The organism is Chryseobacterium sp. JM1 (genome assembly GCF_000737715.1).
Taxonomy (GTDB): domain Bacteria; phylum Bacteroidota; class Bacteroidia; order Flavobacteriales; family Weeksellaceae; genus Chryseobacterium.
Window position 1 is genome coordinate 13,857 of sequence record NZ_JPRN01000008.1, and the last position, 18,296, is coordinate 32,152.

General features: G+C 37.6%; 19 protein-coding genes. 10 read left to right on the forward strand and 9 right to left on the reverse strand.

Annotation, left to right across the window (positions count from 1 at the left end; translation table 11 throughout):
- Window positions 1–43: 43 nt before the first annotated feature.
- From IW22_RS14110 to budA, 3 genes are all read right to left on the reverse strand, one after another.
- The gene (locus IW22_RS14110) at window positions 44–352 is read right to left on the reverse strand and encodes a putative quinol monooxygenase (protein ID WP_034727479.1); all 309 of its coding nucleotides are present in this window, start codon (window positions 350–352) and stop codon (window positions 44–46) included.
- A gap of 140 nt (window positions 353–492) precedes the next feature.
- Complete coding sequence (locus tag IW22_RS14115; protein ID WP_034727481.1) at window positions 493–1,896, reverse strand: L-dopachrome tautomerase-related protein; 1,404 nt, start codon at window positions 1,894–1,896, stop codon at window positions 493–495.
- Between the two features lie 27 nt (window positions 1,897–1,923).
- Window positions 1,924–2,694 (reverse strand): acetolactate decarboxylase, encoded by a 771-nt coding sequence (gene budA / locus IW22_RS14120; protein WP_034727484.1) that lies wholly within the window; start codon window positions 2,692–2,694, stop codon window positions 1,924–1,926.
- 112 nt (window positions 2,695–2,806) lie between these two features.
- Here budA and IW22_RS14125 point away from each other — a divergent pair, with 112 nt between their 5' ends.
- On the forward strand, window positions 2,807–3,649 hold the full coding sequence (locus tag IW22_RS14125) for an AraC family transcriptional regulator (protein ID WP_034727487.1): 843 nt from the start codon (window positions 2,807–2,809) through the stop codon (window positions 3,647–3,649).
- Window positions 3,650–3,871: 222 nt separating this feature from the next.
- Complete coding sequence (locus tag IW22_RS14130; protein ID WP_034727490.1) at window positions 3,872–4,375, forward strand: thermonuclease family protein; 504 nt, start codon at window positions 3,872–3,874, stop codon at window positions 4,373–4,375.
- Between the two features lie 286 nt (window positions 4,376–4,661).
- On the opposite strand, the gene IW22_RS14135 is transcribed toward IW22_RS14130, so the two are convergent.
- The 3 genes from IW22_RS14135 to IW22_RS14145 all read right to left on the reverse strand — a co-directional run bounded on the left by IW22_RS14135 (window position 4,662) and on the right by IW22_RS14145 (window position 7,564).
- On the reverse strand, window positions 4,662–5,078 hold the full coding sequence (locus IW22_RS14135) for a hypothetical protein (protein WP_034727493.1): 417 nt from the start codon (window positions 5,076–5,078) through the stop codon (window positions 4,662–4,664).
- 204 nt (window positions 5,079–5,282) lie between these two features.
- Complete coding sequence (locus IW22_RS14140; RefSeq protein ID WP_034727496.1) at window positions 5,283–6,485, reverse strand: MFS transporter; 1,203 nt, start codon at window positions 6,483–6,485, stop codon at window positions 5,283–5,285.
- Window positions 6,486–6,601: 116 nt separating this feature from the next.
- On the reverse strand, window positions 6,602–7,564 hold the full coding sequence (locus tag IW22_RS14145; RefSeq protein WP_034727499.1) for a helix-turn-helix domain-containing protein: 963 nt from the start codon (window positions 7,562–7,564) through the stop codon (window positions 6,602–6,604).
- A gap of 272 nt (window positions 7,565–7,836) precedes the next feature.
- Here IW22_RS14145 and IW22_RS23680 point away from each other — a divergent pair, with 272 nt between their 5' ends.
- Window positions 7,837–8,685 carry a hypothetical protein gene (locus IW22_RS23680; RefSeq protein ID WP_051891242.1) on the forward strand — a complete coding sequence of 283 codons (849 nt, stop codon included), beginning with the start codon at window positions 7,837–7,839 and terminating at the stop codon, window positions 8,683–8,685.
- A gap of 170 nt (window positions 8,686–8,855) precedes the next feature.
- Here the strand turns inward: IW22_RS23680 and IW22_RS14155 are convergent, their stop codons facing one another.
- From IW22_RS14155 to IW22_RS14165, 3 genes are all read right to left on the reverse strand, one after another.
- Complete coding sequence (locus IW22_RS14155; protein ID WP_034727502.1) at window positions 8,856–9,467, reverse strand: response regulator transcription factor; 612 nt, start codon at window positions 9,465–9,467, stop codon at window positions 8,856–8,858.
- Window positions 9,464–9,895, reverse strand: coding sequence for a hypothetical protein (locus IW22_RS14160; protein ID WP_034727505.1), 432 nt, complete (start codon window positions 9,893–9,895; stop codon window positions 9,464–9,466). Before IW22_RS14160 ends, IW22_RS14155 begins: the two co-directional genes overlap by 4 nt.
- 837 nt (window positions 9,896–10,732) lie before the next feature.
- Window positions 10,733–11,380 carry a DUF1349 domain-containing protein gene (locus IW22_RS14165; RefSeq protein WP_034727507.1) on the reverse strand — a complete coding sequence of 216 codons (648 nt, stop codon included), beginning with the start codon at window positions 11,378–11,380 and terminating at the stop codon, window positions 10,733–10,735.
- 82 nt (window positions 11,381–11,462) lie between these two features.
- On the opposite strand from IW22_RS14165, the gene IW22_RS14170 reads away from it, so the two are divergent.
- The 7 genes from IW22_RS14170 to IW22_RS14200 all read left to right on the forward strand — a co-directional run bounded on the left by IW22_RS14170 (window position 11,463) and on the right by IW22_RS14200 (window position 18,292).
- Window positions 11,463–12,206 carry a response regulator transcription factor gene (locus IW22_RS14170; protein ID WP_034727508.1) on the forward strand — a complete coding sequence of 248 codons (744 nt, stop codon included), beginning with the start codon at window positions 11,463–11,465 and terminating at the stop codon, window positions 12,204–12,206.
- Between the two features lie 111 nt (window positions 12,207–12,317).
- Window positions 12,318–12,674 carry a helix-turn-helix domain-containing protein gene (locus IW22_RS14175; RefSeq protein ID WP_034727509.1) on the forward strand — a complete coding sequence of 119 codons (357 nt, stop codon included), beginning with the start codon at window positions 12,318–12,320 and terminating at the stop codon, window positions 12,672–12,674.
- A 419-nt stretch (window positions 12,675–13,093) separates the two neighbouring features.
- A complete protein-coding gene (locus IW22_RS14180) occupies window positions 13,094–14,350 on the forward strand; it encodes an aminotransferase class I/II-fold pyridoxal phosphate-dependent enzyme (protein ID WP_034727510.1) in 1,257 nt (418 codons plus the stop codon).
- Between the two features lie 6 nt (window positions 14,351–14,356).
- A complete protein-coding gene (locus IW22_RS14185) occupies window positions 14,357–14,989 on the forward strand; it encodes a TetR/AcrR family transcriptional regulator (RefSeq protein ID WP_034727511.1) in 633 nt (210 codons plus the stop codon).
- Window positions 14,990–15,086: 97 nt separating this feature from the next.
- Window positions 15,087–16,172, forward strand: a complete 1,086-nt coding sequence (dnaX, locus tag IW22_RS14190) for a DNA polymerase III subunit gamma/tau (protein ID WP_034727512.1) — start codon at window positions 15,087–15,089, stop codon at window positions 16,170–16,172.
- A gap of 32 nt (window positions 16,173–16,204) precedes the next feature.
- Complete coding sequence (locus IW22_RS14195) at window positions 16,205–16,783, forward strand: hypothetical protein (RefSeq protein WP_051891243.1); 579 nt, start codon at window positions 16,205–16,207, stop codon at window positions 16,781–16,783.
- A gap of 429 nt (window positions 16,784–17,212) precedes the next feature.
- Window positions 17,213–18,292, forward strand: a complete 1,080-nt coding sequence (locus tag IW22_RS14200) for a chorismate mutase (RefSeq protein WP_034727513.1) — start codon at window positions 17,213–17,215, stop codon at window positions 18,290–18,292.
- The last annotated feature ends 4 nt before the right edge of the window (window positions 18,293–18,296 follow it).

Sequence of the window (18,296 nt, forward strand, 5' to 3'; positions counted from 1 at the left end):
AGCTTCCTTCGCGAATTTTTGATAATTTACTGTTTTTTTGTGATTATTCAGTGTCCGAAACCTGTTTCAGTTCAACGAGTTGGATAGGCTCGCTCATCAGCTCATCCACCTGCGCCGCAAAGTTTTTAAAATGTATGGTTTGGGTGTGAAATTCAAATGCTGCAGTGTCCTTAAATGCCTCACGCATATAAAAAGTACCTGCATTATTTTTATCCTCAAAAAGAATGTAGTAAAGACATCCCGGTTCGCTGCGTGTGGGGTTTATAAGTTGTAACAGAGCCTCTTTTAAGGCTGTTCTTTTTCCTTCTTTAGCTTTTAAAACGGCTGTTGATAAAAATTGTTCATCAGTCATGATATTTGGATTTTATTATTAATTATTGTTTCTATAATCTCAATGGTAGTGATCATCTCAATTGGATGGGGAGAAATTCCCCTCCGCCGGAGGGGTGGCGAAAATTCAAAGAATTTTTGACGGGATGGTTATTAATTTTTTCAAAGTTTTACCCTGTAAATAAAATAAGGCGGCTTCCCTTTATCCTGATCACCCGAAAACGCAGTCGTGCTGTCCAGCTGATTCACCGAAATATATAGGTATCCGTCTTCAGAAACCGCTACATTATCGGGCCATTTTAATCTTCCGTCTTTAACCAACTCACTCAGTTGTCCGCTGGGATTCAGTTTGCTGATGCTGTGTCCGCCAAGGTTGGTGATATAATGATTGCCATATTGATCCGTTGCTGCACCGTCGCTGACAGGTTTATCGCCGAATTTTTGAATGGCATTACCAATTGTTTTATCATCAGCATTGTCCCTGAAAAGTTTGGCCGGAACCTGATACCATGAAGTACCGTTCATAGATCCAAAGAAAATGGTTTCCCTGTTGTTTGAAAGGGTAATAGGATTAACACCTACCCGGGAAGGTTTTCCGCCAAAATCAATCACTTTTCCATCGATGATCATATCGACATCTTCAGACTGTAACGCCTCATGTCCGCTGAATCTTCTGGCTTTTTTTGTTTTCAGGTTTAAAGCAATGATACCGGGATTGGAAATGTCCGCAAGATAAGCCCAGCCGTTTTTTTCATCGATCGCAACATCCTGGACAAAGCTTCCTTTGGGAGCAATATCAGCAGGCAATTCAATTTTTTCTACTACTTTATTTTTCTTTAGATCAAAACACCAAAGACGGGTTTTACCCAGTTCTAGACCCATATCGATCATCCAGAGACGATTTTCTTTATCTACAGTAACGCCCAGCGGTGTATCAAACTTATTATGGTCTGACGGTCCGCCATTTTTCTGCAATTCTTTCGAAGGGAATGCAACAGGTTTTCCATTGATGATTTCTACCAGCTGCAGTTTTGGAGATGCTAAAGGATGAATAGTAGCAAAGACCCGTCCATTAAGGCTTACCGCTACGTTTCCAGGTCTCATTTCATCAAACTGTGCCACGACTTCAAGCGGGTTTCCCTGTTGCTTAAGATAGGATGCTGTTCCGTCTGTCCAGTCTTTACGGACAGGTGTGAAAAAGTCCAGATCCTCGGTACCGTCTTCCAGACAGAAAAATTCGTGGGTGATATTGGCCGGAATAATCAGAACACCACCGGCTTTTACGATATGTTCTTTATTATTCATTAGAACTTTAACACTTCCTTTTGTAATATAGGATACCTGTTCATTCGGATGCTGATGCGGCGGAACATGGGCTCCTTTATCCATTTTCCAGAATGCAAAAGTGCTTTCCGCTCCCGAAACCCATTTCCGCTGTAAACCTTGACCTACCTGCTCCCAGGTTCCTTTATTGAAATCGGTTTGCAATACCTTTTGCTGGGCAGAGATCAGACTGAATGAAAGTAGGGCTGCTACATGTATAAAAGCTGATTTTCTTGTCTTCATGAGATTGAATATTTATTTTTTAAAAATTTAATACTGTGCTTTTGCTTCCGTAGAGGTCCAGATTCGCTGGTAACCGACATCATTAGTGTTCGGTAATATCACTTCGTAAGCGTTTTTTTCATCAAGCTGAATGGTGATTTTTGAATCGGAAAAATTTCCTTCTATCATATGTCCTCCGGCTTTTTTATCATCTGATATAAAATGGAAATGAAACGGTGATAAATCCAAGCCACCTGCATATCCGGGATTGTAAAAGCCTATAAGAGTTCCTCTGATGTTCTGCTTTTTGTACAATGGTCTTGTTTTCATAAAAGAGGCAATACCTGTGGCATCTTTTTCATCCACCTTTATCGATCCACCCAATGTTAAACTGCTGAATGTTGTTTCTATTTTTATGGCATAAAAACGGTTGCGTGAAGGTAAAAGCTCAGGTAATTTCTTCAGAAGATCATCAACCGTTTTAATTTGTTCAATTGTCACAGATTTATCTTTTTTGAAAAAAGTAAACGAACCAAACGGAACCTTTCTTTTTATATCTGCCTCTTCAACAGATCCGTTGGTTGCAATGCGGTATATTTTGCCATCCAGCGCGATCAGTTCACCATCCAGAAAATTATAGGTTCCCAGTCCGAAATCGCCTTTTTGTTTTAATTCTTTTACAGTAATGTCTCCGGTATATACTCCGTTTCTCATGGCATCCATAGAGGAGTAGTGGTAAATTTTATCTTCAATCCCCTGTGAATGCAGTGAAACAGACAGAATCAATAACAGGGATATACTTAATAATGTTTTTATCATAGGTGATATTTATATTCTATGGAGCAAAATTATACTGATTTTAAGCAGATTAATGGTATATTGTTTCTATGTTTTTGTATATTTTTGCTCATGTCAATAAAATACGATTTGTATGAACCGCGATGTATTATATCAGCCTTACAGTATTCATTTTGAAACTTTAGATACCTTTCCCGAGAAGGAAAGCCGGAAGAACTTTTTCGAGCTGGTTTTTATATTGTCGGGAACGGGTAGGCATTGTATCAACAAGCACAGTTTTTCCTATTCTGACAACCATATGTTTCTCCTGACTCCTCAGGATTGCAGCCAGTTCTGGATTGATACAACAACACGGTTTTTCTTTTTACAGTTCAGTAATATCTATTTAAAAGACAGCAGCATTTCAAAAGAAAATATTCAGCGGCTGGAGTTTATTATGGAGAATGCCAACCATAAACCGGGCTGTATTTTGAAAAATCAAAGTGATAAAACACTCATTCGTCCGATTGTAGAAGCGCTGATCAGAGAGGCTGTGAACAGAGATGTCTACCATGGTGATATTACGGCTCAATTGGTGAATACGCTTATCGTAGTCGTAGCCAGAAATATCGCTAAATACCTGCCTCAAAAAATTGATGAAACCTCTGAATCACGCATCATCAATATCCTGAACTATATTCAAAGCAATATTTATGAGCCGGAAATGATCCGTACGGAAAGCATCAGTAAAGAGTTTGGCTTTTCGGAGAATTATCTCGGGAAATATTTTAAAAAACACAGCGGCGAAACCCTGCAGTCGTACGTCAATAACTATAAAACGACTTTAATCGAACACCGCCTGAAACACAGTGACAGACGAATCACTGAAATTGCCGATGAACTAGGCTTTACGGATGAAAGCCATCTGAATAAATTCTTTAAAGCCCAGCGTGGAAAAAGCCCGAAAGCTTTCAGACTGGAATTTGCCCAACACTGAATATTAGGATTTAAAATGTAGTTATGGAAGTTTCGGTATACGTGGTATGAGTTTGAGAGTCGGAGCGTTTTAGGGTTTTAGAGATTCTACATGCTCATATTCACCAAAAAATTCACCATTCACTTGCGAAGCAAAATTCACCATTCACATTTTTAAAAGTGAAATAAATAAAAAAAGCACCTGTATCAAAGGGTTTCCGAAATAAATACATAATTTCGCATCATGAGAATTTTTCTATATGCATTGTTATGCTTTCCTCTTTCATTTTTCTCACAGACGACGGCAAAAGTAGTTGGGATTTCAGATGGAGACACGATCACAGTTTTATTGGACGGGAATGTACAGAAGAAACTTCGGCTGGCTGAAGTGGACTGTCCCGAAAACCGGCAGCCTTTCGGAAAAAATGCCAAGAAATTTACCTCCGATCAGGTTTTTGCCAAAAAGATCATGTTTACGGAAATGAATAAAGACCGTTATGGCCGTTCAGTGGCAAAGGTTTACTACGACAACGGAAAATATCTTTCAGCGGAAATTATAAAGGCCGGATATGGCTGGTGGTATTATTCTTATTCCAAAGATGCAGATCTTGGAGTGATGCAAACTAAGGCAAAAACAAAAAAACTGGGTTTGTGGCAGGATAAAACTGCCGTTTCACCTTGGGATTTTCGTAAAGAACAGAGGGAAAAGGCGAAACAGAAGCGTCTTCAGAAGCAGGGTGTGATGTGATGATTTGATAATTCGTTGATGAGTCAATGCGATGATTTGTTGATATGTGACTTCAAAAGTACCAGGGAGCAGCTGATGAAATCTCCGGTAAAACGATCGCTTCATCAAATCAATGAAATTGATTTCCTCTTTGCATTCCTTAAAGTATAAAGTATTACAATTAAACTTTGCGTGGTAAAAACGCCTTCAATATAGAATCAAATTATTTTCAATCTAATTCAAAAAAGTATAAAATAAAACCGCTGCACAAAAATGCAACGGTTTCTTTATAATAAACATGATAAAACTAAGACTCAGCCTTTAACAGTCCGAAACTGGATGTTGCAGGCTCTTTTCCGAAAAGACACGAAAAAATATTCTGAAACTCGTGGATATACCTGCATCTGATGGAATTTCCATATATTTTCAGGCCTTCCAGGATCTTTTTAGAACTTAAATCAATGTCATATTTGATAAACGCTTCCGGTCTTTCATAACGAATTCTCTGCTCTGAGCTGTAGGTCCGCAAAAAGCCAAACTTTTCTAGCCATTCTTCAGTGATCTGAATAGGCGTGATAGCATCTGCGGGAACTGAAATACTGTGAATGTCATTCTCAATTTTTACAAAATAATCATGGTTTCTGCCATGAAAAATTTCAGTGATCGTATACGTTTGGTTTTTGTATTCAACTAAGTTTTTAATTTTAAGATCTGCTGCGTTCATAATAATGTGAGTTTAGAAAGGTGTGTGGTCCTTAAATACTTGCAAATATTATGCCCTGCATTAGAGTAAATTGCCTTTGATTTTGAATGTTTTGTTAATTTTTTCTATAAATAATTAATTATATGTTAAAATAATACAGTTTTTTCTTAAAATTAAAGAAAAATAGAAAATAAAATGTGGTAGTTGTGTGGTATCTGTTGTTTGTTAAAGAGCTTTAAAAGTTCCCAAATCTCTGTTTCTTGCCGCAAGTACAAACGAAATTCCAATGGAAAATAAAAGCACCATTATAAAAACGGTCCAGGAAAAAGCATGGAGAATATATCCTGTTCCGCTTCCCAGAATGCTGGATCCGAAATAATAAAACAGCCAATAAATGGAGGTCGCTGACGACTTTCCTTGTTTTGCATGCAGTGCGGTCATTTGGCTTGCCATCGTATGCGCTGCAAAAAAGGCTAAAGTGAATAGCCCTAGACCGAAAATCACGACATAAATATTCTCCGACAACAGAAACAAAGTACCGGAAAACATAAACAGAACCGATCCTTTCAGAATAAGATTACGGCTGAATCTTTTCGAAAGTCTGCTCGTAATCATCGTACCGAATACGCCGAAAATATACATTAAAAATATAAAAGCGATCACAAAATGACTCAACGCAAAAGGCTGATCTTCAAGTCTGAAAGTCAGGTAATTATAAACACTTACAAAAGTCCCCATCAGCAAAGCAGCGATGCAGTACAAACGCAGCATATAAGAATCCGTAAGGAACTTTCTCATCTGTTTGACTTTCAGAGAATAATCCGTTTTCTGGGGATTAAAGAATTTAGAATCGGGAAAGAGTTTCCAGAATATCAGTCCCAGAATCAGGCTTTCTATCCCTATGATCAGAACAGCATTCCGCCAACCGAATTCCCCGGCTAAGATGGTTGCCAGTATTCTTCCGCTCATACCGCCGATAGTATTTCCGCTGAGATACATGCTGATGGCCAGGGCAACGACAGAAATATGAACTTCTTCAGTCAGATAAGCGAGTGCCACCGCTGAAACTCCGGAAACGACAAAGCCTTTTAAAACGCCTGTCGCAATAAGAAGGCTGAGACTTGGCATCCATGCTGAAATAATCGTAAGCAATGCAGATGAAACCAGAGAAAACGTCATCAGTTTTTTTCTTGAATAACTGTCTGCTTTAAAAGCGAAAAATAAAAGTCCAATGGCCATTCCTATCGTGGAAGAAGAAACCAGAAGAGAACTGTCGCCGGCCGTTGTTTTGAAATAGTCTGAGACGGTGGGAAGCATCGGCTGAAAAAGATAAAGCTGTGCAAATACGGAAAGTCCCGAAAAGAAAATACAAAGTTTGATATACCGGAAACGCTGGCTTCCTTTTTCTGCTTTTTCAGATAGATTCATGATTTTGTACGATTAAAAACGCTGAGGTTTTTATAGAAATTAATGTACCGTAAAGTTCATGATATTTTTTCAATTCTGAAAACGCTTTATTCAATCAGGTTTATTGGCAAAACCGATCATTGCTGCATTCTGCTGATGTATTCTGAAGGGGTGCTTCCTTCGATCTGTTTAAAAACCCGGTTAAAGGTAGACTGGTTTGAAAATCCGGCTTCGGTGTAGATATACATTAAAGTCACACGTTCCAGATCATTTTCATCCAGAAGCTTTTTAACACAGTTGATTCTGTAAAGATTAAGATAATTATTGAAATTAGGGAAACCTTTATACCGTATCGATTTGGAAATATAACTGCTGTTCACGCCCATTTCTGCGGATAATTTGGAAATATTGAAATTCACATCCTTATAGAAATGTTTCTCATTCATCATGTGTTCAATCTTTCCAAACAATTCTTCTGAAAAGCTTTCTTTTTCTACAGGAAGCATTGTTGTTTTAAGATCTGTCTGCAGCGTTTCCTCGATTTCATTATAAATTTCCACACGTCTGATCTTGTCCTTAAAGTAGAGCAGGAGTGCTATGACGGCTACATTAGAGATCATGAGCACAGTATCGGTCATTTTCACATCTTCAGGGCTGTGTTTTGGAAAATTGAAATCAAAATTATTAGAAATCAGATATCCTAAGACGATATTGAAAAGCACAAAAATGAAATAGAATAAAACATACTTTCTTGCGAGAAAAACATAGGCTCCCAGAAGAATAGGAATCAGCCAGACAAAGCTCGCCACAGAATTATTCCAGAAAGCCAGCATAATGTAAAAATTGTAAAAGGAAGCAGCAATCATATAGGTGTGAATCAATACTTCCACCGAGTAACTTTTGCGGACAATAATATACGTGTAGACCATGAAAAACAATCCGCCATACAGATATCGGGACATGGTTTTGTCCGGAATGATAAAAGTGTAGATCAAAGCAAATACAGAAAGAATGATGGCCATCAGAATCATATAATAATGGATCAGCTGTCTTTTGTAATGTTCAATTCTTTCAGTCTTGATGTTATAAGTGGTTGCCATTTGTGTTTCGAAGATAATTAGATTCCGTTTCAATATCTACATGAGCAGTCAATATCAGGAAATGACTGGTTTAAGTATTTGTTTTTTAAGTATTTGTGTTTTTTAAGCCGTTTCCGGTTTTTCATTGATTATTTATAAAATTGATTTATTCCTGCGGATAACTTTGCCATCAGATCAATTGCCCAAACAGTCGTCACAACTCACTCTGTATCTGCCAAAATAATGATCTGAAATGGTTATGCCTTATCAATAAAAAACAAATATAATCAAAAATGAAGAAAATTAAATTATCTCTTTGGAGTCTGGCTCTGACTCTTATTTCCAGTACTGTTTTAGCTCAGGTTGGCATCAATACAGAGTCTCCTAAAGCTACACTCCATGTAGCAGGAAAACCCGATATAGCTAATGTAGCAGATGGAGTAATTGCCCCAAGAATGACCGGAAATCAGCTTAAAGCTAAAGATGACGTATATCTTGCAGATCAGACCGGAGCATTGGTCTATGTCACTCAGGCTGTAACGACGGCTTCTGTAAAAACAGCAAAAGTAGATAAAGCCGGATATTATATGTTCAATGGTGAAACCTGGAAATTTGCGTTTGGAGGAAGTAATGATGACATCGTAATAGGGGAGTTGGTGTATTATCATGGCAGTATCCCGGCATCCACTTCAGGAACGAATATTCTGGCCAGTACTTATCTTTCGGATCTTCCGGTTTTAGGTGGTGTGTTAAGGCTGGATGCGCAGTTTGACGGAAATTCATCTATAACAGGTGCTGCGACTACATTTAACCCGCGTCTTTATAATGTAGGTACTTCAGATATTAAGATCTGGGTTTCTGAGATGTCTACGCATACCGGAGATTCAGATAACGGGAATATCAAACTTTCACCAGGTACTTTCAGGCAGTTTGATGACGGAGTTTATCTTACACAGACGCACAATGAGACGGTGACTTTTGATATAACTATACAGGAACCGGAACCAAGATGGTACAGAGTATATTATGCATTCCGTGTAGATAATAAATCTACAGCAGGATCGAGTAATACAACGACTACAGATCCAAATACAGCGGACAATACCAGAGAATTATTTTTATCAGTTCAGAGACTGTACTAATGATCATTTGCACGTCCGATTCTAAAAACACTGCACTAACGATAGAAAATATTTGTAAAATATTTCAGAACTGACGGAAATGTCAGAACTGTAACTTTTCTTTGTACCGGGACCGGATTTCTCATGAGATATTCCGGTCCCAATTTTTTAACTCTTGATTTTCTGATAGATTAATGCATCATTTCATGCACTTTGATCAGTTCTGCAATATTGCTGATGTTCAGTTTTTGGAAAATTCTTTTTTTATAAGTACTCACAGTAGACATCTGGATATCGAGCTTGTTTCCGATTTCAAGGTTTCCATTGCCGCTTGCCAGCAGTTTAAAGATCTCATATTCGCGGGTTGACAGCTTTTCAGCAGGATTGCTCTTTTTATTCTGGATAATAAGCCCAATCAGTTCACCAGGATAATAGTATCCCTTTTCAATAACGGACTTTACAGCTTCTCTGATCTCTTCCTCACTGCTTTGCTTGCTGAGATAACCTTCAGCACCTTCCCTGATATATTGGATAGCAACGTTTTTATCATGCCCTGAAAATATAAGGATTTTCAGGCTTTCCTGTATGTTTTTAAGTTCAGTGACCATTTTCTTGTACTGAGTTCCGGGCATATCAATATCCAGAAGAATCAGGTCATAATGGCGCTCAGACAAATGTTTCTGTACCTGTTCATAATTTTCTGCAAAATCTATGGTAAGCTTTGGATAAGCGGACTCTAACACTAAAGCAGTTCCTGCTCTTACGACATAGTGGTCATCAGCAATTAAGATTCGTTCATTCATAAAAAATTGGCTTTAATAAGAGTAATTTCAACGATAGTTTCAGCGGAGTGATGAGGCCTGAAATTAATTTTCGCATTAATTTTTTTGACCAGATGAATGACTCTATACAGCCTAAGACTTTTCCTGTTCAAATAAGAATTTTTATGCTTTGGATTGTTAGACAGGCTGTTGTAGTCACGGACCTGCTCAGCAGGCGTTTTCGCTCCCTTATCGGCGGTTATTATAATTAGTTTTTGATGGTTTTTAATGATATTGAAGGCTGGTACGACCGCTTTAGCCAGGTCAGGCATATAACTATAATGGTCTGCAGCAATGGTTTTTGCTTTCTTTTGCAAAAATCCGTTGCCGTTATCATGTCCCGTGGAAGTATGACGCTGTCTGAAAATGTCCGGAAACAAAATGACAGAAAACAATGTCCAAGCCTTCATAACTGTATAAAATGATCTATGTTTTCCGGATGATTAGGACGGAAGTTTATTAATAATAGTCATTGTACAAGCCGAAGTTTTTTTAAGTGATGGGAATAACTGAATATATTTTTCTTTCATTAAATATTTTAGCGTTATGTGTTTTTGTTTTTAAACAGATTTGGATTATGGTGTAAAATTAGTGATTTTATACGCATAAATTATCATACTCTGAGATAATTTGACAACGATTTTATCTATCATACAGACGGATATCATCATAAGTCTGTAGATTTTATTCTACATATAGTGAAATATTGTTCTACGTGTTTTATTTTGCTAAGAGATTGAGGATTTTTATTTTTGGACCGCGGCTTTACAAATTCAGAATTTTAGATTTTTATTGAATTGACATAACCAGTCAGATGAATTCTAAAAGCACAGATGCAATGGCTGAATGACTTGTTCCCTCATATGATTTCAGCCTTTTAGATCTGAAGAGAAAACAGTTTCATCGCAGCATGAATCTTTTTTTAGTTTGAGCTTTATACATGCCTTTTTATACTCTAATCAGTCCGGAATGCTTTTAAGTGTCCCGGATTTTCTGCGCTCAAATTTTCATATCAAACGCAAAAATTGTAGATTAAACAAAGCTAATCAGCTCTCGCAGATGATACGGATAGAGCAGATTAATAAAAGTAAAAATCTGCATCATCTGCATCATCTGTGTAATCTGTGTGAAAAAAATTATTACCTGTCATTCATCTTTTCCATTGTATTTGAATTAAATTAAAACAAAAACCTCCCAAAGTGGGAGGTGAATAAAAATTGACTGTATATTGAATAAAGATTCAATCGCTATTGATTGTTTTCAAGCCATTTCAGCCTGCGTTGGTCGGGAAGGTGTTTTACTTTGAAACCTTCAAAAACTGCTGTAAAGCCGTTTCCGTCCGGACATGCCGCCATTAAGCCTACCATCACCGGAGTATTGTCCTGAAGATAGGCGTTGCGCATCATCGTATAATTTTTGTCATCAAAAGAATAGAATACTTCCACAGCATCAAGCCTCCGCACTGCTTTGATCCAGACGGCAGACGGGATTTTGTCTAATGTAATGACGCTCCAGTCACTGGTTCCATGGGTAACGACGGTGCTGAGATTGTATTTTCCGTCTACGAATTCGATACCGGCTTTTATGTAGTTTTTTTCATCTGTTCTCAGCATGAGCCCCATCTGGTCAAATCTGGCTTTGTAATTGCCGCTGATTTTTACTTTGGCTTCAAATTCTCCACCGTAAGTGGTATAGTAAAAGGGAGCATCATCTACTGTAAATCCATAATGGGAAATTCTCCAGTAATCACTCTGCGGAGTGACGGACATCGATAAACTGTTGTTTTTGATCTCCCATTTTTCAGGTTCATTAAACCAATTCATCTTTTCCAATGTCTGTGCAAAGGCTGTCTGGACTGATAAAACAGCACAGAAGCTTAAAACGATTCTCTTCATTCTCTTTAGCTGGGCGTAAATTATTACTTTAGCAAAAGTAAAACTAAACCTATATTCCGCCAATACTGATAAATAACCATTTATGGAGATCATAGACAAACTGAACAGTCGCCTTCTGGATAAAACGGCCGGAAAATGCCAACTTGATATAGAAGTGTACAAGCAGAGGGCATTGGTGTATATGCAGATGGAAGGGGCAGTCTCGGTCTTGAGCGATATGCAGGCTGATAAGAGCTATGTGTACAAATCGAAGGCTGCACTGGAACTGGGTTTGAGTATGGAAGAAAATCCTGCAGAAATCAATTCCATCTGGGAAGAAGAGATTATTAAGAAGATCCACCCGGACGATCGTCTTAAAAAGTACATCCATGAACTGAGGTTTTACGAACTGATGGATTCTCTGGATCCGGAACTCCGTGCAGACTACTGTGTCCTTTCAAAAATCAGGATGAAAGACAAAAATGATGAATACAGGCTGGTGAAACACCGTATGTTCTACGTCTATTCACCAGATAACGGGAAGCTGAGATTTGCGCTTTGTCTTTATCATACGGCACTGGTTCAGACACAGCCGCTGATTTCGGATTTTATGATCATTAATACCACCAAAGGAGAAGTGATGGTAAAAGAGAAACTGGATTATCAGAATATTTTATCCAAAAGAGAACTGGAAATTTTAAAATATATAGGGGAGGGCTATGCCAGTAAAGAGATTGCGGAATTTCTTTCAATAAGTATCAATACGGTAAGCAGACACCGCCAGAATATCCTTGAAAAGCTGAAAGTGAAAAATTCCGTGCAAGCTTTTAAAGACAGTTTTCATTAAGCACTGAGCAGAGGCTTGTTTTAAGTATCCGAAAAGTTCACCATGCTTTTTTTATTCTTATCTTTAAATTTATAGATTAATATTTTACTATAAACCAATGATGATAACGAAATGAAAAGAAGCGAAGAGATAACGATGCGGTATTTTGCTTTTCTGGATAAACATATTCAGGAAGTGCTTTCCGGATCGGTTCCTGAATTTATGGAGCTTAATGAAATTGCCCGATACCTTGCTGTTTCCCATACCCATCTTACGGATACCATCAAAAAAGAGAAAGGCCAGCATCCCTGTTACTTTTATGATGAGAAAATCATCCATGAAGCCAAGATGATGATCAAAGATTCAAACCATTCTATCGCAGAAATTGCGAGGGTGTTTACTTATGATCCGTCCAACTTTTCCAAGTTCTTTAAAAAGATGACGGGTACCACACCGGGAGCATTCCGGAAGAAGAATAAAACGATCTGATGAAAATTCTGTCAAAATTTTAATAAACCCCATAAAAGAAGTGACCAAAAGGCTTTCTTTAGCTGGGTGATTTTAAGAAATTTTAACACCTAAAGATTGATTTTAAAAAATAATATTTTAATAATGAGACAATTGTGAAAACAATTGTCTTTTTTTTGTGATTTATATATGAATAGTGATTTATTGTTGTCTTTTTTTTGTTAAATTTAGGTTCAGTAAAAAAATATCCAACCATTGAAACATGCAATAAATGTATTGATAAATAAAGTAATTTGATTATCAGATCATAAGGTCAAATGTCTTATATACTGGATAATATTTAATATAATAGATAGATTTTACAAGCTTTAAATAATCATATATTTGTTTCTTCAAACAACTAACATAAACACTAACAACTAACACTAACAACATTAAGGATGAGTATCGATTTTGAAACAGCAACTTTTAAAGACTTTGAGAATATTGCAGATTATGATATTGCCCAAAGAGCGAACTATTTTTATGAATTCCTGGACCACATGAAAGCTAAAGGTCACATGAATTACAGACTGAAAAATATGTCAGGAACCAATGCAACATTAAACATCAATATTGCAAATCAGAATAAAGAATATGTAAGTTTTGTCTCCAGCGATTATTTAGGATTCACACAGCATCCGAAAGTGAAACAGGCAGCTATTGATGGAATTGAAAAATACGGAACAGGAACAGGAGCTACACCGCTTATCGGAGGGTATTTTGATTATCATAATGCTTTAGAAAGAAAAATAGCCGGTTTTTTTGGCAGAGAAGAGGAAGAAGCAGTTATCTTTACCACCGGATATACCGCAAACAGTGCCACTTTACAAATCCTGATGCAGAAGGAAGATATCGCTATTTTAGACATGGCCGTACATGCCAGCGTACATGAAGGATGTGTGTTTACAAATAAAAAAACATTTCCGCACAATAATTTGGAAGCTTTGGAACACATTTTGAAGATATCTGAAAATACGTACCGTACGAAACTTGTTGTAGTGGATGGAGTATATTCTCAGGATGGCGACACTTCGCGTATTAGTGAGATATATGACCTCGTGAAAAAGTATAATGCCTATCTTATGGTAGACGATGTGCATGGGGTAGGGATTTTGGGACAAACCGGCAGAGGAAGTCTTGAAGATCCCGGATTAATGAACAAAGTGGATTTCATTACCGGCACATTCAGTAAAACTTTTGGTAACCTGGGGGGATATGTTATTACCAATAAAAAAATAGCATCATTCCTTAAATTCCAGTCCAGACAACAGATTTTCTCAGCAACAGCACCACCTTCTTCCGCAGGAATAGTTAAAGCTATAGATTTGATTGATGAAGAACCCATCTGGAGAGAAAGACTTTGGGATAATATCAATTATTTCAAAAAAGGTCTTGATGATCTCGGTCTGGATACCGGTATCACATGTTCAGCAATCATTCCTGTAAAAATAGGAGACCAGAGTAAAATGTGGGATATCGGAAGGATATTAATAGAAAAAGGAGTCTATACAAACCCTATTATGTATCCTGCAGTAGCAAGAAAAGACGCGCGCATCAGAATGAGTGTGACAGCAAGACACAACAAAGAACATCTTGATAAAACACTCAATGTATTTGATGATATAAATAAAAAAATGCATATTGCGAAAAAATAATAAATTATGCCTAGAAAAGTAGTGCAAGGGCCCATTAGGGACAAAGAAAAAACAAAACAAAAACTGCTGGCAGCAGTTGGAAAAATTTTGAGAGTAAAAGGATACTCAGGTCTTAAAGTAAGTAAGATAGCAGCAGTAGCCGGTTTCGACAAAAAGCTTATCTATGAGTACTTTGGAAGTACAGATAAACTGATTGACGAGTATATAAAGTCTCAGGATTATTGGAGTAAGTTCAGTCCGGACATCAAAGAAGAACAGGAATCTTCTAAAGGTAAGGAAGCTCTGACTCAGGGAATTCTCATGCAGTTTGAAAGTCTGAAGAAAAATAAAGAACTTCAAAAAATTATTCTTTGGGAACTTTCTGAAAGCAAACCTATCCTTCGTAAATTGGTAGAGCAGAGGGAAGCTGTAGGTGCCGATCTGTTCGGAAACGTTACAGATCCTTATTTTGGAGACGGTGCAAAAAGATTTAGAGCAATTATTGCTTTGATCGTTTCAGGAGCTTATTATCTGAACTTATATCCGGCATACAATGCAAGCGAGTTTTGTGGCCTTGATATGAAGACTGACGAAGGAAGATCTGAAATAGAAAAAGCTATTGTGGATCTTATAGAATTTGCATACCAGAAGCAAGATTAATGATTAAAAGTTTTCCAATCTTACCGAAAATCAGTTTTTGTTGATATTTGAAAACTTTTAATTTTCAGATTAAAACTATATTTCTTATTTTTGACCAATGGAAAATTTTATCGTATCTGCAAGAAAATATCGCCCCCAACAGTTTGACACTGTAGTAGGGCAGTCTCATATTACAGATACGCTGGAACACGCTATTGGAGAAAATCAGCTGGCTCAGGCCTTACTTTTCTGCGGTCCGAGGGGTGTGGGTAAAACGACATGTGCCAGAATTCTGGCCCGGAAGATTAACGAAAAGGACGGTTCTGTTTCAGAAGACGGCTTCGCCTACAACATCTATGAACTGGATGCGGCGTCCAACAATTCCGTGGATGATATCAGGGAACTGATAGATCAGGTCCGCTTTGCGCCTCAGGTAGGTAAATATAAAGTCTATATTATCGATGAGGTGCACATGCTGTCTTCTGCGGCCTTCAATGCTTTCCTTAAAACACTTGAAGAACCGCCGGCACACGCTATTTTTATTTTGGCCACTACAGAGAAGCACAAAATAATACCAACTATTTTATCACGTTGCCAGATTTATGACTTCAAGAGAATTACCATTGAAGATATTCAGGGACATTTAAGAAATATAGCCCAAAAAGAAAATATCCAGTACGAAGATGATGCACTTTATCTGATTGCCCAGAAAGCTGATGGTGCTTTAAGAGATGCGCTTTCCATTTTCGACAGGCTTTCCACCTTTTCCCAGAAAAACATTACGCTGGCTAAAGCTGCGGAAGTTCTCAACATCCTGGACTACGATCAGTATCTCAATATCGTGGATCTGGCCAAAGAAAACAAAATCCCCGAAGTGCTTTTTGCCTTTAATGATATTGTGAAGAAAGGCTTCGATCCCCATATTTTCATTGCAGGCTTAGGAAACCATTTCAGAGATCTGATGATGGCCCAGAATGCAAGGACCATAGAACTTATTGAAGTCGGGGAGCGGACGAAAGTGAAATTCGTGGAGCAAAGCCAGAAATGGAATGCCCAACAGCTCATCGACGCCGTCGAGATCTGCAATCATGCGGATATCAATTATAAGAATTCAAAGAATCCAAGACTTACAGTAGAAATTGCATTGATGCAGCTGTCTTCCCTGACAGCTAATTTAGGCGATACTAAAAAAAAAAGTTCTTAATACTGGCCCCGTTTCTCAGTGAGAAACAGGAAGTGAAGATCCCGGAAAAAGCTCCGCAGAAAAAGGAACCGGTAACGGAAAAACCTGCTAAGCAACCTGAACCCGTACAGGAAAATACTGTAAAAACCACAAAACCTTTATCAAGACAGGGAGTCTCTTCAGGCTTCAGTATTAATTCTTTTCTGAATAAAGAGGAGAAGGAAGTAAAAGAAGAAACCGTAGTCGTAAGAACCGAAAACCTTCCCCAAAACCATTTCACAGAAACAGATCTGCAGATGGAATGGAACCTTATGCTCAAACAACTTCAGAAAAGAAACAGCTTTATTTTTAATGCCGTAAAAGCATTTAAGCTGATCAAATCCGGGGAGCATACCATTAAAGTTTTATACCCTTCAGACTCTGCCAAAGTAGAATTTGACAAAATTGCAGGAGAATTCTTTAACCATTTCAAAACAAAGATTCACAACCACGCTATTGAAGTAGATTATCAGAGAGATTTCGATAGTCTCAAAATCGAAGTGGTGACCAAAAGAAAAATTTTCGAAAAATTTATTGAAAAAAACCCTTTATTAAAGGATCTTGACGATTTAATGAAGTTTGATCTCACCTAATTTTTTTGTATTTATCTCAAAATTTTTTTGTCAGAATCAGTTTTTTTATATCTTTGTCAAAGATTTTTGCGAAAAATAAGTTTTTGACAAAAACAAATCAGATTTAAAACTAAACGAACAGAAGTTTCAGAATCCAGGTGGAAAAATTATCAAACCCATATCTGTCTCCTTCACCCGCTAATTTCTTTAGCGGTTATTTTAGTTTTTCTGCTTTCTATTATAGAAATTTCAGAACGTATTATCGATTTTATTGGTACTGCTAACTGAATTTCTTTCCAAAAAATACAGGAGAATTAAAGTCCTTTTATTTTCCTGATTCCTTTAAACCATTTTGAACGGCATTTTTTGAAAAGAATTATAAAGTAAATTTTATAATGAAAGGACTATTGCTGTTAATCTAAAAAAAATAAAAACAATAAATTTAAAAATATGAATTTAATAGATGTAAAAAACGAGTGGATCAATGAGCTTTCACAGCCTTTAATGATCGCGGGACCATGCAGTGCGGAAAGTGAAGCTCAGATGCTTGAAACCGCTAGAAGAATAAGAGAAACCAACGCGCAGGTGTCTATTTTCCGTGCTGGAATCTGGAAGCCACGTACCAAGCCGAATGGTTTTGAAGGAGTAGGCGTAATCGGTCTGAACTGGCTGAAAAAAGTAAAGGAAGAGTACGGATTCAAAACGGCTACAGAAGTAGCGAATGCCCACCACGTATTTGCAGCCTTAGAAGCTGATGTGGATGTTCTTTGGATTGGAGCACGTTCTACAGTAAACCCATTTACGGTTCAGGAAATTGCGATGGCTTTAAGAGGAACAGACAAGCCGGTATTTGTGAAAAACCCTGTCAACCCTGATCTTGCTTTATGGATCGGTGCTTTGGAAAGGCTTTTAGGACAGGATATTAAAAACCTTGGTGTTATTCACAGAGGATTTTCAACCTACCAGAAAACAAAATACAGAAACAACCCGAACTGGCAGATCGCCCTTGATTTCAAAAGCCAGTTTCCCAATATTCCAATGCTGATTGATCCTTCACACATCTGTGGAAACAGAACAGGTCTTGCAGATATTACACAGGAAGCGCTTAACGTAGGATACCAGGGAGCGATCATTGAATCACACTGTAATCCTGATGAGGCGTGGAGCGATGCTTCACAGCAAATTACTCCGGAAGTATTGGCACAACTGATCGGTAATTTAAAAGTAAGAAATTCAGGTCTTGCAGGTTTCGATAATGAAATGGGAAGACACAGAACGCTTATTTCTGATCTTGACTTCCAATTGATCGAACTTCTTTCCCAAAGAATGAAGATCTCTGAAAAGATCGGTAAGCTTAAAAAAGAGAATGATATCGCCATCTTCCAGCCGGAAAGATGGAAAGTGATCACAGAATATGCTAATCAGAAAGCAAAGGAAACCGGAATGTCTCAGGAATTCATCGAAAAAGTTTTCAAAGCGATTCACGAAGAATCTATCGAAGTACAGAACAGTATTATGATCGAAAGATAAGTGA

Coding starts and splice junctions, on each gene's coding strand:
- IW22_RS14125 (WP_034727487.1), top strand. CDS start 2,807: ATGAACCGCGATGTATTATATCAGCCTTACAGTATTCATTTTGAAACT.
- IW22_RS14180 (WP_034727510.1), top strand. CDS start 13,094: ATGAGTATCGATTTTGAAACAGCAACTTTTAAAGACTTTGAGAATATT.
- IW22_RS14185 (WP_034727511.1), top strand. CDS start 14,357: ATGCCTAGAAAAGTAGTGCAAGGGCCCATTAGGGACAAAGAAAAAACA.
- IW22_RS14160 (WP_034727505.1), bottom strand. CDS start 9,895: ATGAAGGCTTGGACATTGTTTTCTGTCATTTTGTTTCCGGACATTTTC.
- IW22_RS14155 (WP_034727502.1), bottom strand. CDS start 9,467: ATGAATGAACGAATCTTAATTGCTGATGACCACTATGTCGTAAGAGCA.
- IW22_RS14130 (WP_034727490.1), top strand. CDS start 3,872: ATGAGAATTTTTCTATATGCATTGTTATGCTTTCCTCTTTCATTTTTC.
- IW22_RS23680 (WP_051891242.1), top strand. CDS start 7,837: ATGAAGAAAATTAAATTATCTCTTTGGAGTCTGGCTCTGACTCTTATT.
- dnaX (WP_034727512.1), top strand. CDS start 15,087: ATGGAAAATTTTATCGTATCTGCAAGAAAATATCGCCCCCAACAGTTT.
- IW22_RS14115 (WP_034727481.1), bottom strand. CDS start 1,896: ATGAAGACAAGAAAATCAGCTTTTATACATGTAGCAGCCCTACTTTCA.
- IW22_RS14170 (WP_034727508.1), top strand. CDS start 11,463: ATGGAGATCATAGACAAACTGAACAGTCGCCTTCTGGATAAAACGGCC.
- IW22_RS14140 (WP_034727496.1), bottom strand. CDS start 6,485: ATGAATCTATCTGAAAAAGCAGAAAAAGGAAGCCAGCGTTTCCGGTAT.
- IW22_RS14165 (WP_034727507.1), bottom strand. CDS start 11,380: ATGAAGAGAATCGTTTTAAGCTTCTGTGCTGTTTTATCAGTCCAGACA.
- budA (WP_034727484.1), bottom strand. CDS start 2,694: ATGATAAAAACATTATTAAGTATATCCCTGTTATTGATTCTGTCTGTT.
- IW22_RS14145 (WP_034727499.1), bottom strand. CDS start 7,564: ATGGCAACCACTTATAACATCAAGACTGAAAGAATTGAACATTACAAA.
- IW22_RS14200 (WP_034727513.1), top strand. CDS start 17,213: ATGAATTTAATAGATGTAAAAAACGAGTGGATCAATGAGCTTTCACAG.
- IW22_RS14175 (WP_034727509.1), top strand. CDS start 12,318: ATGAAAAGAAGCGAAGAGATAACGATGCGGTATTTTGCTTTTCTGGAT.
- IW22_RS14110 (WP_034727479.1), bottom strand. CDS start 352: ATGACTGATGAACAATTTTTATCAACAGCCGTTTTAAAAGCTAAAGAA.
- IW22_RS14135 (WP_034727493.1), bottom strand. CDS start 5,078: ATGAACGCAGCAGATCTTAAAATTAAAAACTTAGTTGAATACAAAAAC.